The organism is Arthrobacter sp. Y-9 (genome assembly GCF_029690065.1).
Taxonomy (GTDB): Bacteria; Actinomycetota; Actinomycetes; order Actinomycetales; family Micrococcaceae; genus Arthrobacter_E.
On record NZ_CP121463.1, the window covers coordinates 3,232,213 to 3,256,263 of the forward strand.

General features: G+C 68.1%; 30 protein-coding genes. 19 read left to right on the forward strand and 11 right to left on the reverse strand.

Going from position 1 to position 24,051, the window contains the following annotated elements:
* The first annotated feature begins 131 nt into the window (after window positions 1-131).
* Genes P9849_RS14630 through P9849_RS14640 form a run of 3 tightly spaced genes read left to right on the forward strand, consistent with a single transcriptional unit; the run spans window position 132 to window position 2,694 of the window.
* Complete coding sequence (locus tag P9849_RS14630) at window positions 132-1,487, forward strand: MFS transporter (RefSeq protein WP_278267453.1); 1,356 nt, start codon at window positions 132-134, stop codon at window positions 1,485-1,487.
* A 20-nt stretch (window positions 1,488-1,507) separates the two neighbouring features.
* Window positions 1,508-2,272 (forward strand): SDR family NAD(P)-dependent oxidoreductase, encoded by a 765-nt coding sequence (locus tag P9849_RS14635; protein ID WP_278267454.1) that lies wholly within the window; start codon window positions 1,508-1,510, stop codon window positions 2,270-2,272.
* Entirely contained in the window at window positions 2,269-2,694 is a 426-nt protein-coding gene (locus P9849_RS14640; RefSeq protein WP_066216251.1) for an RbsD/FucU domain-containing protein, read from the forward strand. The genes P9849_RS14635 and P9849_RS14640 overlap by 4 nt, the downstream gene beginning before the upstream one ends.
* A 145-nt stretch (window positions 2,695-2,839) precedes the next feature.
* On the opposite strand, the gene P9849_RS14645 is transcribed toward P9849_RS14640, so the two are convergent.
* Entirely contained in the window at window positions 2,840-3,592 is a 753-nt protein-coding gene (locus P9849_RS14645; protein WP_278267455.1) for an IclR family transcriptional regulator, read from the reverse strand.
* 116 nt (window positions 3,593-3,708) lie between these two features.
* On the opposite strand from P9849_RS14645, the gene trmB reads away from it, so the two are divergent.
* From trmB to P9849_RS14660, 3 genes are all read left to right on the forward strand, one after another.
* Window positions 3,709-4,659 (forward strand): tRNA (guanosine(46)-N7)-methyltransferase TrmB, encoded by a 951-nt coding sequence (gene trmB / locus P9849_RS14650; protein ID WP_278267456.1) that lies wholly within the window; start codon window positions 3,709-3,711, stop codon window positions 4,657-4,659.
* Window positions 4,660-4,775: 116 nt separating this feature from the next.
* The gene (locus P9849_RS14655) at window positions 4,776-5,309 is read left to right on the forward strand and encodes a DNA-3-methyladenine glycosylase I (RefSeq protein WP_243874914.1); all 534 of its coding nucleotides are present in this window, start codon (window positions 4,776-4,778) and stop codon (window positions 5,307-5,309) included.
* 48 nt (window positions 5,310-5,357) lie between these two features.
* Entirely contained in the window at window positions 5,358-5,702 is a 345-nt protein-coding gene (locus P9849_RS14660) for a VOC family protein (protein ID WP_278267457.1), read from the forward strand.
* Window positions 5,703-5,753: 51 nt separating this feature from the next.
* Here the strand turns inward: P9849_RS14660 and P9849_RS14665 are convergent, their stop codons facing one another.
* Window positions 5,754-6,587: an ROK family protein gene (locus P9849_RS14665; protein ID WP_278267458.1), complete on the reverse strand. Its 834-nt coding sequence runs from the start codon at window positions 6,585-6,587 to the stop codon at window positions 5,754-5,756.
* Window positions 6,588-7,019: 432 nt separating this feature from the next.
* On the opposite strand from P9849_RS14665, the gene P9849_RS14670 reads away from it, so the two are divergent.
* From P9849_RS14670 to P9849_RS14695, 6 genes are all read left to right on the forward strand, one after another.
* Complete coding sequence (locus P9849_RS14670) at window positions 7,020-8,291, forward strand: extracellular solute-binding protein (protein ID WP_278267459.1); 1,272 nt, start codon at window positions 7,020-7,022, stop codon at window positions 8,289-8,291.
* On the forward strand, window positions 8,288-9,190 hold the full coding sequence (locus P9849_RS14675) for a sugar ABC transporter permease (RefSeq protein WP_278267460.1): 903 nt from the start codon (window positions 8,288-8,290) through the stop codon (window positions 9,188-9,190). The genes P9849_RS14670 and P9849_RS14675 overlap by 4 nt, the downstream gene beginning before the upstream one ends.
* Window positions 9,187-10,002, forward strand: coding sequence for a carbohydrate ABC transporter permease (locus P9849_RS14680; RefSeq protein WP_278267461.1), 816 nt, complete (start codon window positions 9,187-9,189; stop codon window positions 10,000-10,002). The genes P9849_RS14675 and P9849_RS14680 overlap by 4 nt, the downstream gene beginning before the upstream one ends.
* A 103-nt stretch (window positions 10,003-10,105) precedes the next feature.
* On the forward strand, window positions 10,106-11,380 hold the full coding sequence (locus P9849_RS14685; RefSeq protein WP_278267462.1) for a family 16 glycosylhydrolase: 1,275 nt from the start codon (window positions 10,106-10,108) through the stop codon (window positions 11,378-11,380).
* Between the two features lie 60 nt (window positions 11,381-11,440).
* Window positions 11,441-12,094 carry a hypothetical protein gene (locus tag P9849_RS14690; RefSeq protein ID WP_278267463.1) on the forward strand — a complete coding sequence of 218 codons (654 nt, stop codon included), beginning with the start codon at window positions 11,441-11,443 and terminating at the stop codon, window positions 12,092-12,094.
* Entirely contained in the window at window positions 12,091-13,392 is a 1,302-nt protein-coding gene (locus P9849_RS14695; protein ID WP_278267464.1) for a Gfo/Idh/MocA family oxidoreductase, read from the forward strand. Before P9849_RS14690 ends, P9849_RS14695 begins: the two co-directional genes overlap by 4 nt.
* A gap of 40 nt (window positions 13,393-13,432) precedes the next feature.
* Here the strand turns inward: P9849_RS14695 and P9849_RS14700 are convergent, their stop codons facing one another.
* The 8 genes from P9849_RS14700 to P9849_RS14735 all read right to left on the reverse strand — a co-directional run bounded on the left by P9849_RS14700 (window position 13,433) and on the right by P9849_RS14735 (window position 17,577).
* On the reverse strand, window positions 13,433-14,362 hold the full coding sequence (locus tag P9849_RS14700) for a diacylglycerol kinase family protein (protein WP_278267465.1): 930 nt from the start codon (window positions 14,360-14,362) through the stop codon (window positions 13,433-13,435).
* Window positions 14,363-14,632: 270 nt separating this feature from the next.
* A complete protein-coding gene (locus P9849_RS14705) occupies window positions 14,633-14,818 on the reverse strand; it encodes a hypothetical protein (protein ID WP_066216242.1) in 186 nt (61 codons plus the stop codon).
* A 97-nt stretch (window positions 14,819-14,915) separates the two neighbouring features.
* Window positions 14,916-15,176: a GlsB/YeaQ/YmgE family stress response membrane protein gene (locus tag P9849_RS14710; RefSeq protein ID WP_066216241.1), complete on the reverse strand. Its 261-nt coding sequence runs from the start codon at window positions 15,174-15,176 to the stop codon at window positions 14,916-14,918.
* A 64-nt stretch (window positions 15,177-15,240) separates the two neighbouring features.
* On the reverse strand, window positions 15,241-15,852 hold the full coding sequence (locus P9849_RS14715; protein ID WP_278267466.1) for a hypothetical protein: 612 nt from the start codon (window positions 15,850-15,852) through the stop codon (window positions 15,241-15,243).
* A complete protein-coding gene (locus tag P9849_RS14720; RefSeq protein WP_278267467.1) occupies window positions 15,852-16,403 on the reverse strand; it encodes a DUF6286 domain-containing protein in 552 nt (183 codons plus the stop codon). Before P9849_RS14720 ends, P9849_RS14715 begins: the two co-directional genes overlap by 1 nt.
* Window positions 16,400-16,792, reverse strand: coding sequence for an Asp23/Gls24 family envelope stress response protein (locus P9849_RS14725; RefSeq protein WP_107004200.1), 393 nt, complete (start codon window positions 16,790-16,792; stop codon window positions 16,400-16,402). Before P9849_RS14725 ends, P9849_RS14720 begins: the two co-directional genes overlap by 4 nt.
* A 4-nt stretch (window positions 16,793-16,796) precedes the next feature.
* Window positions 16,797-16,973 (reverse strand): DUF2273 domain-containing protein, encoded by a 177-nt coding sequence (locus P9849_RS14730; protein WP_107004201.1) that lies wholly within the window; start codon window positions 16,971-16,973, stop codon window positions 16,797-16,799.
* A gap of 85 nt (window positions 16,974-17,058) precedes the next feature.
* Window positions 17,059-17,577 (reverse strand): Asp23/Gls24 family envelope stress response protein, encoded by a 519-nt coding sequence (locus tag P9849_RS14735; RefSeq protein ID WP_278267468.1) that lies wholly within the window; start codon window positions 17,575-17,577, stop codon window positions 17,059-17,061.
* Window positions 17,578-17,742: 165 nt separating this feature from the next.
* Between P9849_RS14735 and P9849_RS14740 the strand changes: the two genes are divergently transcribed.
* The 5 genes from P9849_RS14740 to P9849_RS14760 all read left to right on the forward strand — a co-directional run bounded on the left by P9849_RS14740 (window position 17,743) and on the right by P9849_RS14760 (window position 21,793).
* Complete coding sequence (locus tag P9849_RS14740) at window positions 17,743-18,309, forward strand: RNA polymerase sigma factor (protein ID WP_278267469.1); 567 nt, start codon at window positions 17,743-17,745, stop codon at window positions 18,307-18,309.
* Entirely contained in the window at window positions 18,306-18,878 is a 573-nt protein-coding gene (locus P9849_RS14745; RefSeq protein WP_278267470.1) for a hypothetical protein, read from the forward strand. The genes P9849_RS14740 and P9849_RS14745 overlap by 4 nt, the downstream gene beginning before the upstream one ends.
* A complete protein-coding gene (locus P9849_RS14750; RefSeq protein WP_278267471.1) occupies window positions 18,878-19,699 on the forward strand; it encodes an aspartate/glutamate racemase family protein in 822 nt (273 codons plus the stop codon). The genes P9849_RS14745 and P9849_RS14750 overlap by 1 nt, the downstream gene beginning before the upstream one ends.
* A gap of 73 nt (window positions 19,700-19,772) precedes the next feature.
* The gene (locus P9849_RS14755; protein ID WP_278267472.1) at window positions 19,773-20,873 is read left to right on the forward strand and encodes a D-TA family PLP-dependent enzyme; all 1,101 of its coding nucleotides are present in this window, start codon (window positions 19,773-19,775) and stop codon (window positions 20,871-20,873) included.
* Window positions 20,874-20,908: 35 nt separating this feature from the next.
* Window positions 20,909-21,793: a DUF2262 domain-containing protein gene (locus P9849_RS14760; protein ID WP_278267473.1), complete on the forward strand. Its 885-nt coding sequence runs from the start codon at window positions 20,909-20,911 to the stop codon at window positions 21,791-21,793.
* A 9-nt stretch (window positions 21,794-21,802) separates the two neighbouring features.
* Here the strand turns inward: P9849_RS14760 and P9849_RS14765 are convergent, their stop codons facing one another.
* Window positions 21,803-22,480: a hypothetical protein gene (locus tag P9849_RS14765; RefSeq protein ID WP_278267474.1), complete on the reverse strand. Its 678-nt coding sequence runs from the start codon at window positions 22,478-22,480 to the stop codon at window positions 21,803-21,805.
* A gap of 81 nt (window positions 22,481-22,561) precedes the next feature.
* Here P9849_RS14765 and P9849_RS14770 point away from each other — a divergent pair, with 81 nt between their 5' ends.
* Window positions 22,562-23,143, forward strand: a complete 582-nt coding sequence (locus P9849_RS14770; protein WP_278267475.1) for a carboxymuconolactone decarboxylase family protein — start codon at window positions 22,562-22,564, stop codon at window positions 23,141-23,143.
* A 5-nt stretch (window positions 23,144-23,148) separates the two neighbouring features.
* Window positions 23,149-24,048: an RNA polymerase sigma-70 factor gene (locus P9849_RS14775; protein ID WP_278267476.1), complete on the forward strand. Its 900-nt coding sequence runs from the start codon at window positions 23,149-23,151 to the stop codon at window positions 24,046-24,048.
* The last annotated feature ends 3 nt before the right edge of the window (window positions 24,049-24,051 follow it).

Sequence of the window (24,051 nt, forward strand, 5' to 3'; positions counted from 1 at the left end):
ACCACCCGCCCGGCGCCGCCCGGAATCACGCCTCCAAAAAACCTAGTGTGCACATCTTGCACATGTAGTGCATATATCGCTACTGTGATGTAGGCCTCATCAGAGACCGCGCAATGAAGCGAGGAGTCATCATGAACATCCCAGTGCCGGAGAACGTTTCCGCCACCCGTCGGCCGGATCCTGGATCCCTGCCGGAAAGGACCCTGAGGAAGGTCCGGTGGCGCATCGTCCCGCTGATCGTCCTCCTGTATCTGATCGCCTTCCTGGACCGGAACAACGTCGGATTCGCCAAAGGACCACTCACCCACGATCTCGGCATCAACGACGCCGCCTACGGCCTGGGAGCGGGGATCTTCTTCATCGGCTACGTCCTGATGGAGATCCCCAGCAACGCGGGCATGTACCGTTTCGGAGCCCGGCGCTGGATCGCCAGGATCCTGATCAGCTGGGGCATCCTGGCGACCGCCATGGCCTTCGTCTGGAACGAACCGTCCTTCTACACCGCACGGTTCCTGCTCGGCGCTGCGGAGGCGGGATTCTTCCCCGCGGTGCTGTTCTACTTCACCCTCTGGTTCCCCACGGCTCAGCGCGCGGCCGTTCTGGGCCTGTTCATCCTGGCTCAGCCGGTGGCCAACGCGCTCGGCGCCCCGCTGTCCGCCTCGCTCCTGAATCTGGACGGGCTCCTCGGGCTCACCGGCTGGCAGTGGATGTTCATCATCGAAGGCGTCCCGGCCGTGGTGCTGGGTGTCTTCGTGCCGCGCCTCCTGACCGACCGCCCCTCCGAGGCCCGCTGGCTGGCCCCGGACGAGAAGGCCTGGCTGACCTCGACCATGGACGCCGAGTACGCGGCCAAGGCCCTCCCGGGCAAGCACTCGTTCCTTCAGGGACTCCGCGAACCGCGGGCCTGGGCTTACGGCTTGCTCAACTTCGGCATGGTCTGCGGCATCTACGGTCTCGGCCTGTGGCTGCCGACCATCGTCAAGGGCCTGGGCGTCAAGGACAACACCTCGCTCGGCCTCCTGGTCATGATCCCGTACGCCGTCGCCATCCCCTTCGTGTACTGGTGGGCGAAGCGCGCGGACCGCACCGGGCGGCGGGCTCTGCACGCATCGCTCAGCATGGTGCTCGCAGCCGTCGGACTGCTCGGCGCGGCGTATCTCCTGCCCGTGAACGCGGCCTGGGCCATGGCCGCGCTGTCCGTGGCCGCCGTCGGGATCTTCTCGGCCGGCGCACCCTTCCTGTCCATCCCGTCCGCGGCTTTCGCCGGCGCGACGGCGGCCGCGGCCCTGGGCCTCATGAACTCCCTGGGCAACGTCGGCGGCTTCGTCGCCCCGTACCTCGTGGGCCTCATCAAGCAGGCCACCGGGAGCGATCAGCTCGCCCTCACCTTCCTGGCCGGTTGCCTCACCCTGACCGCCGTGCTCGTGTACGCCTACGCGAACCGGCGTCCGGAGGGCAACTCCCGCATCCCGCAGACCACCCCGTGAAACACCATCTGGAGGAAACCATGACCACGCAGCAGCTCGCCGGAACCACCGCCCTCATCACCGGAGGCAGCATCGGCATCGGACGCGGGATCGCCCTGTCCCTGGCCCGCGCCGGAGCCCGGGTGGCCCTGACCTATCGCAGCCACTCCCCGGAGGACTCGCTCCTGGACGAACTCCGGGCGCTTTCCGGAGCTGAACCCCTGGCTCTCCAGGTCGACGCCACGGACGAAACCCAGGTGAAGAACCTGGCGGACGCCGTCGGCCGGGAGTTCGGCCGGCTGGACGTCCTGGTCAACAACGCCGGCGGCCTGGTGCAGCGCGCCACGCTCCGGGAACTGGATCTGGAGATGTGGCACCGCATCCTCAGCGTCAACCTGGACACCACGTTCCTGATCACCCACCACCTGAAGCCCCTGCTCCCCCAGGGCCGCGGCCGCATCATCAACATCGCCTCCCTGGCCGGCCATAACGGCGGGCATCCCGGCGCCCTCGCCTACGCGACGTCCAAGGCCGCGATCTTCGGGTTCACCCGCTCGCTCGCCCGGGAGGTCGCGCCCGAAGGCATCACGGTGAACGCCCTGGCGCCCGGCTTCATCGAGGCCACACCGTTCCATGACACCTTCACGACGGCGGACTCGAAGAACGCGACCGTCGCCACCATCCCGGCGGGCCGGGCAGGCGTCCCCGACGACGTGGCGGACGCCGTGCTCTGGCTCGCCGGGGAGGGATCCGCCTTCGTCACGGGAACGGTGATCGACATCAACGGGGGTCAGTACGTCCGATGATCCGCGGACCTCTCAAACACCCCGTCGTCCTGGCGGCCCTGGCGGGCGCGGGCCACAAGTCGACCGTGCTGATCGCGGACCTGAACTACGCGGCCTCCACCGCCGTGGCCGCCGGAACCCCGACGGTCCACCTGGCCCTGACCGCGGGGACCCCCACGGTGCCGGAGGTGCTGGACGTGGTCCGGGGCGTGATCCCGGTCGAGCACGCCACGCAGATCCGCCCTTCAGAGGACGCTCTGCCCAGCCCCGTGCAGGACGAGGTGCGGACCCTGCTCGGCGTCCCCCCAGAGCTCGTGAGCCGCGAGGACTTCTACCGGCTCGCCCGCTCCGAGGACCTGGCCCTGGCGATCATCACGGGTGACACCCGCCGCTTCGGCAATGTCCTGCTCCGGATCGGCGCGCTCACCGAGCCACCCTACTGACCGGGCCGTGCGAACACGCTGAGTGACGACGACGGCGGCGCTCCGCACGGCGGCGCCCCCACCACCGTGCGGGGCGTCGCCGTCGTCGTCACCCGGCCGCCTTGTCGCTCAGTCGCCCTGTCGCGGAGTCAGCGAAGACGCCCGCTCAGGACGCCGCGGGGCTCCAGCCGAGCGACTCGGACACGGCGCGGGCGGTCTCCAGCAGATCCGGGAGCAGTTCCCGCAACCGGGTGAGGTCCATCTGGGACTTGATGGCGGTGATCGAGATGGCGCCGGCCGCGGTCCCCGCGTGGTTCCAGACCGGTGCGGCGATGCAGTTGGAGATCTCCTCGTACTCGCCGTCGTCGTAGGCCCAGCCGGTGTCCCGCACCTCGTCCAGGCGGCGCAGGAACTCCTCACGCGAGGTGATCGAGGAGGAGGTGAAGGGCCGGAAGGTGATCCCGTCCACGATCCGGTCCCGCTGGTCCGGGTCCATGAAGGCCAGCAGCGCCTTGCTCACCCCGGCGGTCTGCACCACCACCTGCCCGCCGATGCGGGTGTCGAGGTGGATGGAGTCAGCCGGTTCGATCTTGTCGACGTAGACCACCGCGTCGCCGTCGGGGACGGCGAACTGCACGGTCTGCCCGACGCGTTCGCTCAGGTCCACGATGAACGGGTGCACCATGGTGCGCAGATCGAACTGGCGGAGCGCCGAGTCGGCCAGGGCGGCCAGCCGGAAACCCACCCCGTAAAGGCCACGCTCGTCCCGCCGGATCAGCCCGCCGCCCGCCAGGGTCTGCACGAGGCGCAGCGCCGTGGTGCGGTGCACGCCGATCATGTCCGCGATCTCCAGCAGGGTCCGGGGCCGGACGCTGCAGAACTCCAGGATGTCGATGGCTCGCTGGACCGTCTGACTCATGAGGGCCTCCCTTCAACTGTGCAATAGTTGCACACGCCGGCCTTGTGCCCAAGGCGCGTCCACACCGGATGAATCCCTGTCACCCCTCCCCGGTACTCTGGAAGACGATGAACGGCATGGAATCCCCAGACCCCGCGAACGCCTCCGAGAGCGCCCCCGCCTCCGAGCCGCGCGCCCCGCACCGCCCCGTCACCGAAGGCAGCCAGGCCTCCTTCGGGACCTACCGGCGCAACCCCGTGAGCTTCGTGCGGCGCGGCACCCGGCTCCAGGGCCGCCGCCAGGAGGCCTGGGACGAGTATGCGGACCGCTTCGTGGTGGACGTGCCGCGCCATGTCGCCGACACCTCGGTGCACCCCGACTACCGCTTCGACGCCGAGGCCGCCTTCGGCCGCAAGGCTCCGCTCGTGGTGGAGGTCGGCTCCGGCCTGGGCGAGGCCGTCACGCACGCCGCCGCGGAGCACCCCGAATGGGACTTCCTGGCCGTCGAGGTCTACACGCCGGGCCTCGCCAACACCCTCGTCAAGATCGCGCAGGCCGGCCTGACGAACGTCCGTGTCGTGCAGGCGAACGCCCCCGAGGTCCTGACCACCATGCTGCCGGCCGGCTCGGTGCATCAGGTGTGGGTGTTCTTCCCGGACCCCTGGCACAAGGCGAAGCACCACAAGCGGCGCCTCCTTCAGCCCGCGTTCGCAGAGCAGGTCGCCCAGGCGCTGGAGCCGGGCGGACTGTGGCGGATCGCCACCGACTGGTCCAATTACGCCGTGCACGCGCGGGACGTCGTGAACGCCTCACCGGACTTCGAGAATCTGCACGACGGCGAGCGCGCCGGTGAGGACAGCCCTCTCACGCAGGTGTGGGCGAGCGGTGTGGAGACCGTGGTGGGCGGCGCACCCGTGCGGGAGGGCCGCGCTCCCGTGAGCACCGGCCACACCGGCCCGAATGAAGGCGTCGACGAGCTGGGCGGCTGGGCCCCGCGCTTCGAAGGCCGGACCCTGACGAGTTTCGAGCGCAAGGCCCTGGAGGCCGGGCGCATGGTGTTCGATCTGACGTACCGGAGGAAGCCATGACCGAGACGCTCGACCCAGCCGCGGCCCGCGAGGCAACCGCCCAGGGCGCCCCGGCGAGCGACGCCGTGCTGTGCGAGGACGGTCTGCGCCGCCCGGCGTGGGCCGCCGTCGACGGCATGATGCGCGAGTACTACGACACCGAATGGGGCATGCCCGTCCGTGACGAGCAGGGCCTGTTCGAGCGGATCTCGCTGGAGGGGTTCCAGGCGGGTCTGTCGTGGGCGACCATTCTGCGGAAGCGGCCTGCCTTCCGGGCCGCGTTCGCGGACTTCGCCCCGGACGCGGTCGCGGCCTTCACGGACGACGACGTCGAGCGGCTCATGGCGGACGCCGGCATCGTGCGGAACCGGGCGAAGATCCTGGCCACCATCGCCAACGCACGCGCCACCGTGGCGCTCCGCGAGGAAGGCGGACTCGTGGATTTCGTCTGGTCCTTCAAGCCTGCCGAGACCCCGGCGCCGCGCACGTTCGCGGACGTCCCGACCGTCTCGGACGAGTCAAAGGCCCTGTCCAAGGCTCTGAAGAAGAAGGGCTTCAACTTCGTGGGGCCCACCACCATGTACGCGCTCATGGAAGCGATCGGCATCGTGGACACGCACCTGGTGGACAGCCACCGCCGCGGGACGTCCGGGGTGTGGCCGAGCGCCTAGCGACCGGCAAGCACGACCAGCCAGCACGACCAGCCAGAGGAGCACAGCATGTCCGCAGCACTGTCCCGCGTGGTGATCTCCGTCCGCGCCCTGGAACCGTCCCTGGCCTTCTACCGCGACCTCCTCGGCCTGCCGGCGCAGCTCACCCCGGGCTTCGCGATGCTGACCGCAGGCAACGGCGTCGAGGTGTTCCTCCACGAACGGGAGAGCCAGGCGAGCGACCTCTCCGTCGCTGCCACGTTCACCGTTCCGGGGCTGGACGCGCTGTGTGAGACGTGGGCGGCGCAGGGCGGCGAGGTCATCGACGCTCCGGAGACCCGGCCGTGGGGCGACCGGATGGCCGTGGTCCGCGACGCCGACGGCCACCTGGTCTGCCTCGTCGAGGAGCGCTGAGGGCCCCTGAGGCGAGGAGCTCATCTCCTGGTTGGCGGCATGCAGGTGGGATCAGATGGCTCGCATGCGAGTGTCCAGCTCACCGTCGACTGCGGTGAACGCCAAATGCGCGGCGCCCCGGACGGTGGCTTCAGCCCCGAGCGGTGATGTTTCGATCCGTGGGGCGATGATGTGAGCCCGGGCGTGCAGCCGTTCCTGCAGAGCAGGACCGATCTGCGCACCGACACGCGAGATGCCTCCACCCAGCACCACGAGCTCCGGATCGATGGCCAGGGCCACGGCGGCCAGCCCGACCGAGAGCCGATCCAGATATGAGTCAACCGCGGCCGAGGCTATTGCATCTCCGCCCTGCGCCCTGACGAAGACAGAGAGCAGATCGTCTCCCTGCGCCTCGGCGTCGTTCAGGAGCTGCCGGGCGGATCCATCCCATTGGAGTTCCGGCAGCTCGCCCACCATGCCCGCGGCACCGTTCGTTCCGCGGAGGAGCCGACCGTTGATGACGATGGCCGAGGACGTTCGGTGGCCTCCGAGCAGGTAGACGAAGCTGTCGGCCCCACGGCCGGCCCCCCATTGGTGTTCTGCGCTGGCCGCGGCCATGGCGTCGTTTTCGATCAGGATGGGGCAGTCGAAGACGGCGGCCAATCGGCCTTTCAGAGGGAGACCGCCCCAGCCTGCCTGGGATGGGCCGATCACGATGCGCCCGCTGCGGTCCACCACGCCGGGAAGTCCGACGCCGATGGCCAGCAACGGGGGGCTTCCCGCCCGGGCGGCAGCCTCACTGATGACGCTGACCAGAAGGTCCAGCTGTTCGGCGGCCCCGATGCCCTCGTGGTTGGCCACCCGGTGGTCAGCCAGCAGTCCCTCGTTGAGGTCATGAAGGACCACCCGGATGGAGTGAAGCCCAAGGTCAACGCCCACGACCGCTGCCGCGGGGGCGTTCAATGCGTGTCGTCGCGCCGGCCGTCCCATCCCCTGCGAAGCCCGGTCACTGAGCACCCACCCGATCTCCTCGAGCTCTCCCACACCTACCCCTGCGGTGGGGCGAGAGACGTCGATGCGTTCGGCCAGCTCCCCCAGCGTCAACGGTCCGGATCCGCGAAGGGCACGCAGGACGGCCAGACCGTTACGTGTCAGTGCTGGAATCGGAGCTGTAGCAGGGATGTTCATGAAATGCCTTTCGTTACTTTGCACCATACCCCTTGACGCGCTGAGATTGCAGGCCATAAGGTTCACGAGACTTATGGATTTCATTTTCATAAGTGTTTGCGAGTCGCCAAGGAGCCGACAATGAGATCCCGATCTACTACCCCTCTTGTGATGAGTGCCCTGCTGGCCATCAGCCTCTCCGCCTGCGCCCCGGGTGGAAACGTTCCAGCCGCAGGAGACACCGAGAAGCCCTCGACCACGCTCGGTGCAGAGCAGGTCACCCTGACCGTCACTTCGACCCCTGAGTCGGGAGCGCCGCTAGCGAAGATCATCCCTGACTTTGAGAAGAAGTACCCGAACGTGAAAGTCGAAGTCACGAAGACGACCTTCGACGACTACAACAAGGGGCTGGCGCTGAGCCTGGCCTCGACCAGCTCGCCCGACGTCGCACTGCTGAACATGATGGGCAACAGCGCCAAAAACAGCCTGGTGCGCAATCTCGACGAATACGCCAAGCTCTATCACTGGGACACAGAGGTCGCTTCGACCCTTCTGGGACAGTGGAAGGTCGGCGCGGACAAGGTCAGCCTCGGCGGCGATCAGCTCTATGCCCTGCCTACCTCCGGCAGCGTGGTCGGGCTGTACTACAACAAGGATCTGCTGGCCAAGGCTGGCATCACGAATCCTCCCAAGACGCTGGATGAGTTCACTGCGGATCTGAAGAAGGCCAAGGACGCCGGCCTGGCGCCGCTGCAGTTGGGTAATGCACAGGGACACGCCTCCTTCCTGGTCCAGGCTGTCGGGCAGAGCATCGACGGCGCGGAGCCGGCGAATGCGTGGGCCTTGGGGAAGTCCGGGTCGACCTTCGACACCAAGGGCAACCGGGAGGGGGCCCAGAAGCTGCAGGATTTCGCCGCGCAGGGCCTGATCCCCGCGGATGCCAACGCCACGGACCTGCAGGGCGCGGTCACCAAGTTCGGTCAGGGCAAGGGTGCCTTCCTCGTCGACGGGAACTGGGACGCGGCCACGATCGAGAAGGCGCTGGGCGCTAAGGTCGGGTTCACGGTGTTCCCGGGTGCCTCTCCCACCGCCATCGGTGGCTCGACCGCCTACGCGATCTCCGCCAAGAGCAAGCACCCGAACGCCGCCGCGGCGTTCCTCGACTTCCTCCGTTCGGATGCCGCCGCGCAGGCCTCTTTCGATGCCGGCTTCCTGCCGTTCAACACCAAGGCCATCACGGCCAAGCCCGGACTGCAGAGGGACCTGGTCCAGGCCTACGGAACTGTCACCGAGGCCAACGGTGTGGTCAGCTTCAACAACAACGCCACCGCGTCGATGAACGACACCCTGACTCAGCAGACTCAGGAACTCGTCTCGAACAAGACCACGGTCGATAAGGTTCTCGCCGCGATCCAGACCGACTGGGCGGGCAGCCACAAGTGAGCCGATCCGTCCACCGTCGTCGAGGAACACCCTTCTGGAGAGGGAACGTCGCCTGGCTGTACCTGGCCCCGGCGCTCCTGTTCTACCTCGTCTTCGTCATCGTCCCGTGGCTGAACTCGGTGTGGTACTCCCTGTACGACTGGGACGGCATCGGCGCCGCGACGTGGGTGGGGCTGCAGAACTACGTGACGGTGTTCACCGACCCGGAGCAAGCAGCCAGCCTCACCCACGCCTTCGGCCTCATCGTCTTCTTCTCCGTTCTGCCGATCTGCTGCGGGCTGGTGATCGCCGCACTGGTCGCCGGCGACGCCAAGGGCCGCTGGGGCTGGGCGCGCGGACTGATCTTCCTGCCACAGGTCCTGCCGCTGGTCGCTGTGGGCGTGGCCTGGAAATCCATCTACAGCGACGCCGGGCTGGTCAACTCCCTGCTGCGCGCCGTCGGGCTGGACTCGGCCGCCCGGCCGTGGCTCGGTGACTTCGACTGGGCCTTTCCGGCCGTCGGATTCGTCGGGGCATGGGTCGGCACCGGGTTGTGCGTGGTGCTGTTCTCCTCGGCGATTCAGCGCATCGATCAGAGCCTGTACGAGGCGGCACGCCTGGACGGCGCCGGACCGGTCCGGGAGTTCTTCTCCATCACTATCCCACAGCTCCGTGGTGAAATCGGTGTCGCCGCCACGGTCACCGTGATCGCCGCGCTAGCCAGCTTCGACATCATCTACGTGATGACCCTCGGCGGCCCCGGGACCTCGACGATGGTCCCGGGCGTGGAGATCTACCGCCTCGCCTTCAGCTACAACAAGGTCGGCCTGGCCTCGGCCCTGTCCGTCGCTCTGAGTCTGATCGTCTACGGCGTCGTGATCATCATCAATCTGTTTGCTCGACCTAAGGACACTCGATGACTCGCGCGACGCGTTTCACCACGGCGATCGTTCTCCTGGCCGCAGTCGCCCTGACCATCGTCCCCCTGATCTCCATCTTCTTCGCCTCAGTGCAAGAACCGGGCACCCCCGTCATCGGCCTGGCGTGGCCTGAAACACCTCACTGGGAGAATTTCGCCACCGCCTGGAGCGTGGGAGGATTCGCCAAACTCTTCCTCTCCAGCAGCGTCGTCGTGATCGGGGTGGTCCCTCTGGGCCTCATCCTGGCCACGCTGGGCGGATACGCCCTCTCCCGGTACCGCTTCCGCGGCAGCAGCGTCGTCGTTGCAGTACTGCTGCTCGGTCTGACCCTGCCCCTGGAGTCGATCGTGCTGCCCTTGTACTACGGTCTACGCGCCGCCGGGCTGCTGGACAGCTACTGGGCGCTGATCCTGCCCCTGATCGGGGTATTCATGCCCTTCGGGATCTTCTGGATGCGGTCACACTTCGACTCCCTCCCGACTGAACTGACCGAGGCTGCAGAAATGGACGGGGCCGGGGCCTTCACCGTCTTCGTCAGGATCCTGCTGCCCACGGCCAAGCCGGCCCTGGCCACCCTGGCGCTGCTCTACTTCATGTGGGCGTGGAACCAGTTCCTGCTGGCTCTGGTCCTCATCCAGGATCCCAGTCGCCGCACCGCACCGGCAGGCCTGGGCCAGTTCGTCACCCAGTACGGCAAAGACATCCCCCTGTTGAGCGCATCAACGATCATCGTCGTCATCCCTGTGGTGATCGTCTACGCCATCTTCCAGCGGCAACTAGTTCGCGGGTTCCTGCAAGGGGCCGTCCGGTAACCCCCAGGACCGACCCCAAGCACCCGCCGACCGAGCCCACCGGGCACGCCGGCGGACATGCAAGAAGCAGTTCCAGCAATAGATCACTGAGGAGTAAGCATCAATGAAGAAGCACCTCGCCGTCCTGCTCACGGGCGTGCTCTCCGCCGGCACCCTGATGGGAGTCAGCCAAGCGGCCCACGCCAGCGACACACCACCCAGCCCCCTGACCAAACCCGGGTACACCCTGTCCTTTGACGAGGAGTTCAACGGAACCACCCTGGACAGCACGAAGTGGATGGACTACTACCTCCCACACTGGACCTCCAACCGGGAGAATGCCAAGGCCCGCTACACGATCTCCAACGGCGTGCTGAACGAGCGGATCGACCCGGACACCCCGGCCTGGAACCCCACTTACGACAGCACGGTGAAGGTCTCCAGCATCCAGACTTACGACGCCGATTGGTGGCACCGGTTCAACAACACCATGCCCAATGACCACCACGAATCGTTCAACGGTTACACCATGAAGTACGGCTACATCGAGATGCGAGCCAAGCTGTTCAACGGCGGTGGCGGCGGCCACCAGGCACTATGGCTGGTCGGAACGGGCGATAAGAGTTCCGCAAACGGCAACTCCGAGATCGACATGCTCGAGACCTTCTTCAGCGCGCCCGGCACCTGGCGCCAGTGGGGCTACGGCTGGTCCGACCCGAACTTCGTCTCCCAGTGGACCGGATGCGTGTGCCAGCTGCCCGCAGGCTCCGGTGACACCCAGAATGAATTCCACACGTACGGGCTTGACTGGTCCCCGACGAAACTCGACTTCTACTTCGACGGGCAACTCTTCAAGACCATCAACGACGCGCCGAACGAAGCCATGGGCCTCATCCTGGGCATCTATACCGACGCCGGCTCCGGCGTGCACAACGACGTATGGCCCAAGAACTGGCAAGTCGACTACCTGCGCACCTACTCCAAGGACGGCGGCTACCCGGGCGTCTATGAACGCATCAAGGACCGGCAGAACGGCAAGTACCTCAACATCGAAAACCGTACCGGCAACCTTGAATCCTCGGCCGTCCCGGCAACCTACTGGTCCAGCCAGTGGACCGAAGTGCCCACGACTGACGGGTACACGCGCCTGAAGAACCGGTGGACCGGCGAGTTCATGAACACCGCGCAGAACACCGGCACCGTGCAGGTCGGAACAGTGAGTCAGACACAACCATCCGCGGACTGGAGCCTGAACAACCTCAACGGCTACAAACGCATCGTGAACCGCCAGACCGGCGCCGCCATGAACGTTGAAGCTAACAACGGCCTCGTGCAGTACAGCAACATCCAGGACACCGCCTGGTCGGCCCAATGGGCCTTTGATTACGTGCAGAACTGACCCGGCACGCCCTCGACGGGGTGGCCGTGGTGACACGGCCACCCCTCCCAGGAGAATCCCATGAGAACCCGTACCAGTGCCACGGTGATCCTGATCGCCGCGGCCAGCGCCCTGTGCATCACGGCATGCAGCCCCACCGCGCCCACCGGATCAAGCTCCTCCCTGGTCCAGTCACCGAGTCCTGCGGCTCTGTCCCCGACCATCCAGCCGGGCCAGAGCATCTGGCACCTGGCCAAGTCCGACGGAACAGCAGGAGTATCCGTCCCCGACGACGACCCGGACGTTCAGGCCGCCCAGAAAGTGGTCGCTCTCCATACTCGAACCGTCGATCAGCGCTCAGCGACGAACGTGGCGGTCAGCGTGGCCCAGGAAGAGACCTTCTACACCAGGACCTTCACCACGACCCTCGGCCGCAACGACTACGCCGGCACAACGAAGAACCTCTTCACCACCTCACAGCTGGAAACACGCTCGCTCGCAATCGCCTGGTACGTCTCCACCCTGTCGCCCGACCGGAAAACCGCACACGCCGAAATCGACGCGACCTTCGACTTCGTACACGCCGAACCGGGGTTCCTGAGCACCAACCAGTTCGCCCTGAACAAGCCCTACACCCAGCACCGCACCCTCACCCTCGTGAAAGAGGGAAACCGTTGGCTCATCAACGACATCACCAAGCAACCGCTCACTCGGAAAGAAGGAAACGGGCAATGAACACCCCCCGCATCGCGATCGTCGGGGCAGGCTCCCGCGGGCTCAGCTACGCAAGACTCGCCGCCGATCAAGGAGCCCGGATCACCGCCGTCATCGACCCGGACCCGGCTCGAGTGCGCGCCCTGAAATCCGTCCTCCCACAGCAGAACATCCAAGAACTCGCGTCCTGGCAGGATCTCGCCGCCACCGGCGCCGCCCTGGCGGACGCCGCAGTCATCGCCACTCCGGACCAGGAGCACGCCGAGCCGGCCATCGGCCTGGCCGGCGCCGGACTGCACCTACTCGTCGAAAAGCCCATGGCCACCACCGAAGAACAAGCCCGGGCCATGGTCGACGCCGCACGGCAGAACGAGGTCATGCTCGCCGTCTGCCACGTACTGCGGTACAGCGACTACTCACAGCGCCTTTTCGGACTCGTCGACGCCGGCCGCATCGGTGACATCGTCTCCGTCGAACATCTCGAACCCATCGGGTGGTGGCACTTCGCGCACTCCTACGTCCGCGGCAATTGGGCGAAGGAAGCCATCTCGTCCCCCATGCTCATGGCCAAATCAAGCCACGACGTCGACTGGCTGCTCAGGCTCGTCGGCCGCCCCGTGGAGGACGTGTCCTCCTACGGCGGGCTCTACCACTTCCGTCCCGAGAACAAACCCGCCCAGGCCGCCGAACGGTGCCTCGACTGCCCGCTGCAGAACGACTGCGCCTACTCAGCGACCCGCATCTACCGCGGTTTCCTCGGAGACCCCAGCTACGAACGCTGGCCCCTGGCAGTCCTCGACCCCGTCGTGACCGCACAGAACATCGAACGCGCACTGCGGGAAGGGCCGTACGGCAAATGCGTGTTCCTGGGGCAGAACGACGTGGCAGACCACCAGGTCGTGAACTTCCAGTTCGCCGGAGGAGCCACCGCATCCTTCACGGTCACGGCCTTCACTGACCTGGACTTCCGCAAGACCCGCGTTTTCGGCACCACGGGCAGCATCGAAGGCGACGGGCGATCGATCACCATCCACGACTTCGTGACCAACCACAAAGAGCGCATCGAAATCGAGGCCGAAGGCACCGGAAGCGCGGCCGATGGACATGGTGGCGCCGACGGCTCCCTCGTGCAGGCATTCCTCGATGCACTGCGAACCAGTGACTCCACCCGACTCTCCTCCCCGGAAGAAAGCCTGGCGTCGCACCGTGTCGTGTGGGCCGCAGAAGAATCCCGGCGGTCGGGCGCGAACATCCGCTGCGATACGGTACCGGTGTCCACGTCGAATTCACGCGCCGAGGAGCCGTCGAGGCTGAGGTGACCCTTCGGGTCCCTCGTTGCCCCCGCACCCGCCTCCCACCTCAGCGGACCGTCAGGGCGCCCTCCTGGATGCTGACGGTGAAGGACCGCACCTCGCCCAGGTCCTCGCCGTCGATCTCCAGAATCCTCGGCTCCGAGAGCGTCACGCTGAGACGCCGCGCCTGCCGGTGGGACACCGACTCCGAATCGACCGCGGATTCCTCCTTGCCGATGAACTTCCGGATGCCGTTGTCCCAGAGGTAGGAGCGTGCGGTGTCGAGCCAGGTGCCGATGCCGTCCGCGCTGAGGACGGTCAGATCCAGGAGCCCGTCGTCCGGCTCCGCATCCGGGAAGACCACCATGCCGCCCTGGATGGTGCCGCAGTTCCCCACCAGGAGGGTGTGGGCCGACGTCTCCCACGGGTCCTCGTCATCGAGGGTGAGCGTGAGGTCGAGGACGTCGCTCGTGCCGATGGCACGACCGATCGCCTCGACGTAGGCGAGCCAGCCGGCACGGGACTTGAGGTCGTCGTCGGTCTCGGTGATCATGTGGGCGTCGATCCCGATGCCGGCCATGACGGCCGACGCGTGTTTCTCCGCGACGCCGTCGATCTCGGCCTCCACCCAGGCCAGGTCGATCTTCCGGGGTTCCTCCCCCGCGATCGCACGCCCGAGCGCGTCCTTCAGACTGCCGAGCGGGACGCCGAGGTTACGGGCCAGAAGGTTGCCGGTGCCCAGAGGCACGATGCCGAGCGGCACCCCGGCGTCGCTCCCGGCGAGCGTCTCGGCGACGGCACGCACGGTGCCGTCCCCACCTGCGGCCACGACGACGTCGGCCCCGTCCTCCAGGGCTCGCCGCGCGGCGCCCTGACCGGGATCCTCCGGATCGGTCTCCCACCAGGAGACCTCGGCATCCGGGAACTCGGCGAGCGCTGCTTCCAGCTCCTCACGGGAGACTTTCGACGGGTTCCAGACCAATCCGATGCGCTGCATCGGCCCCTCCTTCTCGTCCGGGCGGGACAGGCCCGGACTGGGAGCGACGCCCCTCAGCCCAGACCCCTCCGCACTGCTTCACTGCGAATGATGTTGTTATTCTCGGGCATTCCCGGCGAACAACCTACGGATGCCCGCGGCATCCGCCGGACCGACAGCTGTGGCCCGGGCACCGCCCGGGCCACAGCCTCTTCAACCGCCGCGCCGTGGGATCACCACGGTCGCGGAACGCCGATCCCCTGGATCCAGGGGTTCACCTGGATTCAGGGATCACGCGCCCTGCCGGCTGACCTTGGCAAGCTTCCGGCGGACCTTCTTGGTGGTGTTCCCGGTCAGAAGGCGTTCGACCTGGTGACGGAGATCCTCGTAGTCCCCGTCCCGCTTCTTCGCCTTCTCCACACCGATGCGGTACGCCGCCGCGGCGACCAGTGCCAGGATCAGAATGTTCTTTCCCATGACGACCTCATTTCCTCCAGATGCTTGAACTCTCCGTGAGCCGGATCAGCTCCGGCTCCGGGCGCCGAGCGGACCTCCGCCCGGCGCCCGCGCCGCGTCAGGAGCGGCGCTTGGTGACGAATCCCCAGATGACCAGCACGATCAGCGAACCGCCGATCGCCAGCAGCCAGGAACCCAGCGACCAGAAACTGTTGATGCCGGTGTTGAACACGGCGGATCCGATCCAGCCGCCGAGCGCGGCGCCGATGACGCCGAGGATCAGGGTCGCGAACCAACCGCCGCCCTGCTCACCCGGCATGATCGCCTTGGCGATGGCGCCGGCGATGAGGCCGAGAACGATCCATCCGATGAAACCCATGTGTCTGCTCCTCTTTCAGGTGGTGGTGAAAAGTGTCAGGTGTTGATGAAAAGTCCGGCTGCGTTCAGCCGGGATGGGACGCCGAGGCGCCCACCAGATTCAGATGCCCCGGATCCTGCTTGGCCGGTGCGGAGACGTCGAACCGCACGTGCCGTCGCGTGAAGCCCACGCCCAGCACGGTCTCCATGTCGGGGATGAGCCGCTGCTCCACCAGTTCCATCGCCTCCACGGCGTCCGCGTCCGAGCGCAGCGTGTACTTGGCGTAGAGAACGGGCTCCTTCGCGCTGCCGCTGATGCGGACTCCGGCCGCGCTCACGGTCGGGTGGGACGTGGCGGCGTTCTCCGCGGCCCGGGCGATCACCCCGGTGTCGATCTGGGTCATCGCTCCTCCTGAGCGGTCACTGTGGAAACGGAAGGTGTGGGTGGCGGGTTTCGAGGGCAGAGCCGTCAGGATCACCCAGAGGGCCAGCACCACCAGGACGGCGCCCGCGATCACGACCGCGGCTCCCGCCTGATCGCCCTGCCACGGGATCAGCCCGACGGGCTTCTCCGGCACCGTCACACCCCAGGAGGGAAGGACGGTCCGGCCGAGCAGCACGAGTGCCGCAGCAGCTCCGAGGACCAGGACCGCGAGGATCAGGAGCACCCGCTGCCGGGGTCCGTGGGTCTTCCACATCAGCCTTCTCCCTTCCTGAGGACCTGCACCTGGACCTGCGGCACACGCCGCAGCGGCAGGCTGTCGAGCACGGTCTCCGCGCGGCGCCGGACGTCGTCGCGGATGGGCGCGGTGGTCCGGACCGGAGTGCGCACGACGACGCGCACGCTCTTCTCACCGGACGTCACCGAGGCGGAGGAGACTCCGTCCGCGCGCTCGGCGGCGGCGCGCACGAGGGCGGAGAGCCCCGCGGCGGCCAGCACTTCCTCACGGCCGGCGCCGGCGTCGTCGCCCTGGAGCAGCAGGGTGGCCCTGCCGCCCGGGAGGACCGCCGCCAGCAGGAACACGAGCGCGAGCACGGCCAGAACAGCGCCGATGCCCACCCAGACCGGGTCCTGCCAGCCCGCCGCGGCGAGCTGAGAGAGCCAGCCGTTGACCGGGTCAGGCCAGGAGCCGCTGGACAGCCGCGCCGCCCCGGCCCACAGGCTGAGACAGCCGACGGCCAGCGCGAGCAGCGCGGCGAGCAGGATCGCCACTGTGCGCGCCGGGCGCACATGCCAGAAACGCTTCACAGGAGCCTCCTTCGCTCGTTCGTGTCCTCTGCGTTCAACCAGGACACCGTGATGTCCACCTGGGTCCGGGTGACGCCCGCGTCACGCCGGAGCCTGTCGTCGACCCGCTGCCGGACGGCATCACAGGTCTTTTCGACTGGGCTCGGATAGCGCAGGCCCAGGTCCAGCCGCACCACCGCGGTGCTGCCGAGGATCTCGACCTCGGCGCGTGGCCTGCGGTCGAAGTCCCGTCGCTGCGCCACGCCCAGGACTCCGCCTGCAGGCGCGCCGACCCCGTCGACTTCCCGGGCCGCCTGCGCCGCGATCTTGGCCAGCACGGCGGCCGGGATGTGCGTGTTGCCCCGGCCGTCCGGCCGGGAGTCCGCTGTCGCGATCTCATGAGTGGTCATGAGCTCACCTGCGGCGTTGCTTGAGGAACCCGCTCACATCGGTGCGGTTCTGCAGCACCCATCCGACGGCGCCGCCCACCAGGGTGAAAAAGGCGACGACGATCAGCTGGGTGAACGAGCCGAACGCGATGATCAGGCCGATCACGATGCCGGCGGCCAGGCCCCAACGTGTTGCATTCATGTCTGCTCCTTGTATGGCAGCTTGCTCTGGCGGCTTACGGGCCACCGGGCGGGGCGGCCGGGATGGCCGCCCCTGCCCGTGGTGGTCACTTCAGATCGTCACGCCCGGAGTCGGACGAGGTGTCGTCGTCGTCCTCGGGCAGGTGCACGTCGGAGACGTCCACGTTGACCTCGATGACCTCGAGGCCCGTGGCGCGCTCCACGGCGGAGATGATGTTCGCGCGGATGTCCTGGGAGACCTCCACGATGGAGAAGCCGTACTCGACGACGATGGTCACGTCGATGGCGGCCTGCTGCTCGCCCTTCTCCACGTTCACGCCGCCGGCGGTGTTGGCCGACGCGCCCGGGATGCGCTCCGCGATGGAGTTGAACGTCCGGCGGGCCGCATTGCCCATGGCGTAGACGCCGGGGACCTCGCGCGCTGCGATCGAGGCGATCTTCTGGACCACGCGATCTTCGATGGTGGTCTTGCCGTGGTCGGTGTGCAGCGGGCCCGTGAGGCGGGTCTCCTGCTGCTGCTCGTGCTGCTGCGCTGCTTCGCGCTTCGCCTGGCGTTCCGCTTCCTCACCGGTGGGCTTCACGACGGGGCTGACATTCTGCGACATGGTCACTCCTTGCTTCTCAGTCTTGCTGTCGAAAACGCTGGACACAGAAGAAGACGGAGCGGACACCGGAATCCTCACGCGGTCTTTCCGTGATCTGCATCACATAGCATGAGGGGTTCTGGGACCCCGCTCCCGCTTACTCCCATCCTGCCTTAGGCTGGCCACATGTCACAGGGGGTTCCCGACTCACTCGTTCCCTGGGTGGGCCGCGCCCAGGAGGGTGATCCGACCGCCTTCGAACACCTCGTCACGCGCCTGAACGGCCCCTTGCGGAGCTTCGCCCGCGGCGTGCTCGGGCACTGGGCGGAAGCCGAGGACGCCGTCCAGGAGGCCTGGCTGCGCATCTGGCGGCGGCTCCCCCATCTGAAGGACCGTGCCGCCTTCACCGGCTGGGCGTACTCGATCACCCGCAACGTCTGCCTGGACAGGATCCGTTCGCGGGATAGGCTCAAAGCCGACTCGCTCGACGCTCAGATCCTGGAGCTCGCGGCCCCCGAGGACGCGCAGCCCGAAGAGCAGACCGAGCGCAGACTGGAACTGGAGCGGGCGTGGAGCCGGGTGGCCGCGCTGCCGCTCGCGCAGCGCGAGGCGTTCCTGCTGGTGGCCGTGCACGGACTGAGCTACCGGGACGCCGCACTCGCCATGGGGACTACCGAGACCACCCTGCGCGGACGCCTGGCACGGGCCCGCGCGGCCTTGACCACCGATCCTGGAGAGGAGGCGACGCCATGAGCACCCTGCCCTGCGGCAGGACACGCGATGACGTCCTGCAGAATCTCGACGGGCCACCCGACGCCCACGAAATCCAGTGCCCCTGGTGCCACGCCGAGCGTGCCCGCCTGAAGGACCTGGACTCCGGCCTGGCCACGCTCCTCCGCACCGAGGAAGAGAGCCAGGGGAACGACGACGGCGCGATCGCCGCCGTGATGCGCGCGGTCCGCGAGAACCTCCGCCCTCTGCGCAGCACCAGCGCGATCGCCGCCGATGGTGGCGGACCGGTCAAGGTGACGTCGCTGGACCTCGCCGACGCCGTGCGGAACGTGTTCGGCGGAATCGCCCGCATCCAGGTGAACTACGTGGACGTCCGGCCCGAGGACAGCGACTCCCCGCACCGGCGCTGGCGCGCGGAATGCGCCGTGAGCGTCGCCCCGGACAGTGACCTCACCGAGGTCGAGTCCACCGTGGTGACGAAGGTGTCCGAGGGCGTGCGCGCCGTCGTGGTCGCCGAGCACCTCGTGGTGGATGTGACCCTGGAGGACGTGCACGGCGAAACCCTCCGGCACGCGGTGCGGGACTCGTGATGACGGTGGAGACCTTCACCGGTGCGGAGGTGCTGCACCGCCCCGTCGGCATCTTCGACGCGGGAATCGGCAGCTACGACCTGGTGCGCCGCATCCGCGCCGCGTATCCCCGGCAGGACGTGCTGTATCTCGCCGACCGCGCGAGTTTCCCGTATGGGGCCAAGAGCGAAGAGGCCCTGCTGGCCAGCGTCGGCAGGGCGGCCCAGGCGCTCGAATCCCTGGGCGCGGCCTCGATCATTCTCGCCTCCAACGCGCCGAGCGTGACGGTCCTCGAACCACTGCGCGCCCAGGTCAGCGTGCCGGTGCTCGGTGTGGTGCCTCCCGTGCGCTCGGCGCTGGCCTCGCTCCCCGGCGAAAGCACCCTCATGGTCGCCGGCGCGAGCGTCCTGATCCAGAGTGACGCGCTCGCGCAGCTCATCGAGAACGCCGTGGGCCTGGAGGCACACCGCGTGCACGCCGTGGCCGCCGACGACCTCATCGGGCTGGTCGAGTCAGGGGCTTTCCTCGACTTCGCGAACGTCGAGCAGCCGATCGCCGCCTTCATCGCGGCGCTGCGCGCACAGCACGGGCGGCTGGGTGGGCTGTCCCTCTCCAGCACGCACTTGCCGTGGCTGGCTCCCGCGATCGCGCGGGTGGCGCCAAGCCTGCCCCTCTTTGATCCTGCGGATCAGGTCGTGGCCGACTTCGCTCCACTGGCCACGCCCGGATCCGGGCGGCTCGTCTGCATCGCCACGGCCTCCGAGGAGCACCCCCTCGACGAGTTCCAGTCGATGCTGACGAGACTGCGCCTCGACATCACTCCAGCGCTCATCGAGCTCTGACGAGGAGGAACGCCTCCTCGCCGGTGTGACCGGGCGATCGTGACCACTCGATCCGGTGCGGCAGAATGAAGCCATGCACAGCATCCCGGACGAGATCGAGACCCCTGCCATCCTGATCGAGCGGGACATTCTGCACCGCAACATCGAGCGCATGGCCTCGCGGGTGCGGGAACGGGGTCTGGCGCTCCGGCCTCATGTGAAGACGCACAAGATCCCCCAGATCGCGGCGCTTCAGCTCGAGGCGGGAGCGGTGGGCCTGACGGTCGCGACGATCGGCGAGGCGGAGGTCTTCGCCGACCACGGAGCCACCGACCTGTTCATCGCCTACCCCCTGTGGCTCAGCGCGGCGAAGGCGGAGCGTCTCACGGCTCTCTCGAAGCGGGCACGGATCGCCTTCGGCACGGATTCCGTCGAGGCCATCCGGGAGGCCGGCCGGCTGTTCGGTCCGGCATCCGCGGACTTCGGCGTGCTGGTCGAGATCGACAGCGGGCATCACCGCAGCGGCGTGCGGCCCGAGGACGCGGCCGCGATCGCCGACGCCGCCCGCGACGCCGGCTTCCGCGTCGCCGGCGTCTTCACGTTCCCGGGTCACAGCTACGCCCCGGGCATGCCCCGTACCGCGGTGGACCAGGAGGGAGCGGCCCTGGACCAGGCCGCCGTCGCGCTCCGGGAGGCCGGGCACGACGTCGAGGTCCTCAGCGGAGGCTCGACGCCGACGGCGCTGCTCACCGGCGACTCGGTCGCCACGGAGCTGCGGCCGGGTGTCTACGTGTTCGGGGACGCTCAGCAGCTCGAGCTCGGGCGGTGCGCCCCGGAGGACGTGTCCCTCAGCGTGGCAGCGACCGTGGTCAGCCGCCACGAAGGGTCCGAGGACATGCCGCGCCGGATCGTGCTCGACGCCGGCAGCAAGATGCTCGGCGGCGACCGCCCCGCCTGGGCGAGCGGCTTCGCCCGGGTCCAGGAGGAGCCCGACGCTCGGGTCAGCGCCCTGTCCGAGCATCACGCGACGGTCCTGTGGCCCGAGGACGCACCGCTGCCCGCGCTGGGCAGCAGGCTGCGCCTCATCCCCAATCACGTCTGCGTCGCGGTGAACCTGGTGGACGAGGTCACCGTGGTGTCCGACGGCGCCGTCGTGGAGCGCTGGGAGATCGCGGCACGAGGCCGCAACGCCTGAGCGCCGGATGACCCGGGCCAGGTAGGGTGACCCGTATGTCGGGGGATCAGGAACGTCTGGACTTTGAGAAGCGCCACGCGTCGGACGCGGTGGAGATCACCGTCCTCACCGGTCAGCACACCGGTGGGGCGGGGAAAGCCGGTGGCGCGGTTCTCTGGACGGCCTCAGCCGACGTGCTGGCCTACCGTGACGAAAACGGCTCGGATGTGGACGCATCAGGGCGCTTGTCGTGGCTCGCGACCGACGAGCAGCGCGATACGTGGATTCACGACCTCAAGCCGCTGACCCAATACGTGGTCAGGGCGCGCCGCGCGACCCCGGATCCTGCCGAGTACGCCAAGTACGGGCTGCCCGTCCCCGATCTCTCGCACCACTTCGCCCTCGACGAGGTGGTGGAACGGGACGTGCAGAACCGCTTCCTCCTCGAGCGGAGGGACCAGTGGGTCCAGCCCGTCACCATGTCCACCGACATCGGCGATTTCGAGCTCGATCGCGCCTTCGGATGGTTTTCGGGCCTGATCGCGCGAGACGACGGCGACATCTCAGTGACGCTCGCCGTCGACGAGCCCGCCATCCTGGGCGCCGAGACCTGCCGGGCGACATTCGGCCGCCTGCACACGCTGGTCGCGGACCTGGCAGCCATCGACGCACGGTGGCGGGCGTTCGCCGCGAAGAAGCTCACCGACCTGGCCAACGATTGGCAGGACGATGCGCAGGACTACGAGCAGGAAGACGCCGCGCCCGAAGCTCCGATCACCGCCGACACCTTCGCTCAGCGCATCCGCCTCAGCGAGCTCTCCCTCGACACGGAGGGTTCGATGACCGCCTACTACGACGATGACGAGCTGTTCTGGGGCCACGCGATCCTCGTCGAGGTGGCAGCCGACGGCACCCCCGGCGACGCGACCATCGCCGGTTAAGGTCTGCGGTCAGGCGTGGTCGGCCTCGTAGCGGACCTTCAGGGCGCCGCGCTTGACCTTCAGCTCGAGCACGCGGACGTCCTTCAGCTGGGACAGGTCCGAGACGTGCGTCCCGCCGCACGGTTCCGCGTTCACGCCCTCGATCGTCACGGTGCGGTGCCCGGACTCATCGGTCGCGGCGGTGACGGCGCCGCCGCGGGCGAGCACGGCGTCGAACGCCTCCTGCAACTCGGCGCGCACCGCGTCCCGCAGCTCCGGCGTCGCGAGCTCTGACTCCAGGCCCTCGGGATTGAAGTCGAGCCGCGCCTGACCCGGGTAGTGGCTGTGGCCGGCGCTCTGCCAGCCCCGCGCCTCGCCCAGGTGACCCAGGACGTGGCCTGCGGTGTGGAGCGCGGCGTGCCGCTTGCGCAGGGTCTCGTCGATCGCGCAGACCACCTCCGCGCCCTCATCCAGCGCGAGCCCGTCGCCGCTCAGCACCACGAGACCGTCCTCGGTGCGGGACGGGACCACGGGCACGCCGTTGACGGTGCCCTCATCGGACGGCTGGCCGCCGCCCTTCGGGTGGAAGATGTTCGGGCTCACGGCGACCCAGGCGCCGTCGTCGTCCTGGCCTGCGGCCACCACCTGGGCGGGGGATTCGAAAAGGTAGGTGTCCCGGTAATAGGCCTGGTCCTGCGAGATGCTCATGGTTTCCACCCTATCTGTCACAGATCGGCCCCGGGCGGTGTCTTCATGACGTCAGGAACGGAACACCCCTCAGGAGGAGTCATGACCACCCGCATCCCCGCCACCGAGATCACCGGCCTCTACGGAGCGCTGGTCAAGAAGTTCAGCGCCAAGATGTTCGGTCGCGTCCCGGAATCCCTGGGCGTCATGTGGCACAGCCCGGGCGTCCTGAAGGCCTCGATGGGCTTCGGGCAGAAGCTGCAGAAGTGGAACCACTGCGACGAATCGCTGAAGTCCTACGCCCACATGGCCGTGGCGTCGTACATCGGCTGCAGCTGGTGCCTCGACTACAACTACTTCATGGCCTACAACCAGGGCCTCGACCTGGAGAAGGCGCGCCAGATCCCCTGCTGGCGGGACTCCGACGTCTTCACGCCCCTGGAGCGCGACGTCCTCGAGTACGCCGAGGCCACGACCAGCACCCCGGTCACCGTGACCGACGAGCTCTCGGCACGGCTGCTGAAGGCGCTCGGGGCGCCGGCGCTCGTGGAGCTGACCAGCGTCATCGGCTTCGCGAACCTCACGACCCGCGGCAACGTGGCGATGGGCATCGAGTCCGAAGGCTTCGCCGAGGCCTGCGAACTGAAACCCCTCGCGGCGCGCAGCGGCCACGGGGTAGCCTGAGCGCCATGAGCAGCCCCGGCGCCCTCGACAGCGCGGACCCGTTCGTCACCCACCGCAGCCTGCTCTTCACCGTGGCCTACGAGATGCTCGGCTCCGCAGCGGACGCCGAGGATCTGGTGCAGGAGGCCTGGCTGCGGTGGGCCGGGCTGGACCCGGAGGCCCGCGCCGAGGTGCGCGATCCCCGCGCCTACCTGGTCCGGACGGTCACGCGCCTGGCGCTCAACCAGCTCCGGACCCTGGCGCGGCGGCGGGAGGACTACATCGGGGAATGGCTCCCCGAGCCGGTGCTCACCGTGCCGGATGTGGCCGACGACGTCGAGCTGGCCGAGAGCGTCTCAATCGCCATGCTGACGGTGCTGGAGTCGCTGGCGCCGGTGGAGCGCGCGGTGTTCGTGCTGCGCGAGGTGTTCGACACCCCGTACGAGGAGATCGCCCAGGCGGTGGACAAGTCGCCGGCCGCGGTGCGGCAGATCGTCAGCCGCGCCCGCTCCCACGTGGCCGCGCGGCGTCCTCGCGTCCACGTCGACCGCGGCGAGCAGCGACAGGTCGTGGAACGGTTCCTGGCGGCGGTGAGCACCGGCGATGTGCAGGGGCTCATGGACGTCCTGGCGCCCGACGTCGTGCTGATCGCCGACGGCGGCGGCCTGGCTCAGGCGGTCAGGGTGCCGGTCCTCGGCCTGAAGAAGGTCGTCAACCTGCTCAAGTCCTTCCCGCAGGCGGCGGTGAATCCGCGCAGTGCGGTGCTGTGGCTCAACGGCCTGCCGGGTCTGCGCATCGACGACGAAGTGGCGGGCCCCACGCTCATCAGCGTGGCGGTCGAGGACGGCCGGATCACCCGGATCTTCGCGATGCGGAACCCGCAGAAGCTCGGCGCCGTGGAGGATGAGACCCGGCTGACGCGCTGACTG

What these genes read in the sequence shown, in the direction of transcription:
- P9849_RS14630 (WP_278267453.1), top strand. Translation starts at nt 132, where the DNA reads ATGAACATCCCAGTGCCGGAGAACGTTTCCGCCACCCGTCGGCCGGAT.
- P9849_RS14635 (WP_278267454.1), top strand. Translation starts at nt 1,508, where the DNA reads ATGACCACGCAGCAGCTCGCCGGAACCACCGCCCTCATCACCGGAGGC.
- P9849_RS14640 (WP_066216251.1), top strand. Translation starts at nt 2,269, where the DNA reads ATGATCCGCGGACCTCTCAAACACCCCGTCGTCCTGGCGGCCCTGGCG.
- P9849_RS14645 (WP_278267455.1), bottom strand. Translation starts at nt 3,592, where the DNA reads ATGAGTCAGACGGTCCAGCGAGCCATCGACATCCTGGAGTTCTGCAGC.
- trmB (WP_278267456.1), top strand. Translation starts at nt 3,709, where the DNA reads ATGGAATCCCCAGACCCCGCGAACGCCTCCGAGAGCGCCCCCGCCTCC.
- P9849_RS14655 (WP_243874914.1), top strand. Translation starts at nt 4,776, where the DNA reads ATGATGCGCGAGTACTACGACACCGAATGGGGCATGCCCGTCCGTGAC.
- P9849_RS14660 (WP_278267457.1), top strand. Translation starts at nt 5,358, where the DNA reads ATGTCCGCAGCACTGTCCCGCGTGGTGATCTCCGTCCGCGCCCTGGAA.
- P9849_RS14670 (WP_278267459.1), top strand. Translation starts at nt 7,020, where the DNA reads ATGAGTGCCCTGCTGGCCATCAGCCTCTCCGCCTGCGCCCCGGGTGGA.
- P9849_RS14680 (WP_278267461.1), top strand. Translation starts at nt 9,187, where the DNA reads ATGACTCGCGCGACGCGTTTCACCACGGCGATCGTTCTCCTGGCCGCA.
- P9849_RS14685 (WP_278267462.1), top strand. Translation starts at nt 10,106, where the DNA reads ATGAAGAAGCACCTCGCCGTCCTGCTCACGGGCGTGCTCTCCGCCGGC.
- P9849_RS14690 (WP_278267463.1), top strand. Translation starts at nt 11,441, where the DNA reads ATGAGAACCCGTACCAGTGCCACGGTGATCCTGATCGCCGCGGCCAGC.
- P9849_RS14695 (WP_278267464.1), top strand. Translation starts at nt 12,091, where the DNA reads ATGAACACCCCCCGCATCGCGATCGTCGGGGCAGGCTCCCGCGGGCTC.
- P9849_RS14700 (WP_278267465.1), bottom strand. Translation starts at nt 14,362, where the DNA reads ATGCAGCGCATCGGATTGGTCTGGAACCCGTCGAAAGTCTCCCGTGAG.
- P9849_RS14705 (WP_066216242.1), bottom strand. Translation starts at nt 14,818, where the DNA reads ATGGGAAAGAACATTCTGATCCTGGCACTGGTCGCCGCGGCGGCGTAC.
- P9849_RS14710 (WP_066216241.1), bottom strand. Translation starts at nt 15,176, where the DNA reads ATGGGTTTCATCGGATGGATCGTTCTCGGCCTCATCGCCGGCGCCATC.
- P9849_RS14715 (WP_278267466.1), bottom strand. Translation starts at nt 15,852, where the DNA reads ATGTGGAAGACCCACGGACCCCGGCAGCGGGTGCTCCTGATCCTCGCG.
- P9849_RS14725 (WP_107004200.1), bottom strand. Translation starts at nt 16,792, where the DNA reads ATGACCACTCATGAGATCGCGACAGCGGACTCCCGGCCGGACGGCCGG.
- P9849_RS14730 (WP_107004201.1), bottom strand. Translation starts at nt 16,973, where the DNA reads ATGAATGCAACACGTTGGGGCCTGGCCGCCGGCATCGTGATCGGCCTG.
- P9849_RS14735 (WP_278267468.1), bottom strand. Translation starts at nt 17,577, where the DNA reads ATGTCGCAGAATGTCAGCCCCGTCGTGAAGCCCACCGGTGAGGAAGCG.
- P9849_RS14740 (WP_278267469.1), top strand. Translation starts at nt 17,743, where the DNA reads ATGTCACAGGGGGTTCCCGACTCACTCGTTCCCTGGGTGGGCCGCGCC.
- P9849_RS14745 (WP_278267470.1), top strand. Translation starts at nt 18,306, where the DNA reads ATGAGCACCCTGCCCTGCGGCAGGACACGCGATGACGTCCTGCAGAAT.
- P9849_RS14750 (WP_278267471.1), top strand. Translation starts at nt 18,878, where the DNA reads ATGACGGTGGAGACCTTCACCGGTGCGGAGGTGCTGCACCGCCCCGTC.
- P9849_RS14755 (WP_278267472.1), top strand. Translation starts at nt 19,773, where the DNA reads ATGCACAGCATCCCGGACGAGATCGAGACCCCTGCCATCCTGATCGAG.
- P9849_RS14760 (WP_278267473.1), top strand. Translation starts at nt 20,909, where the DNA reads ATGTCGGGGGATCAGGAACGTCTGGACTTTGAGAAGCGCCACGCGTCG.
- P9849_RS14765 (WP_278267474.1), bottom strand. Translation starts at nt 22,480, where the DNA reads ATGAGCATCTCGCAGGACCAGGCCTATTACCGGGACACCTACCTTTTC.
- P9849_RS14770 (WP_278267475.1), top strand. Translation starts at nt 22,562, where the DNA reads ATGACCACCCGCATCCCCGCCACCGAGATCACCGGCCTCTACGGAGCG.
- P9849_RS14775 (WP_278267476.1), top strand. Translation starts at nt 23,149, where the DNA reads ATGAGCAGCCCCGGCGCCCTCGACAGCGCGGACCCGTTCGTCACCCAC.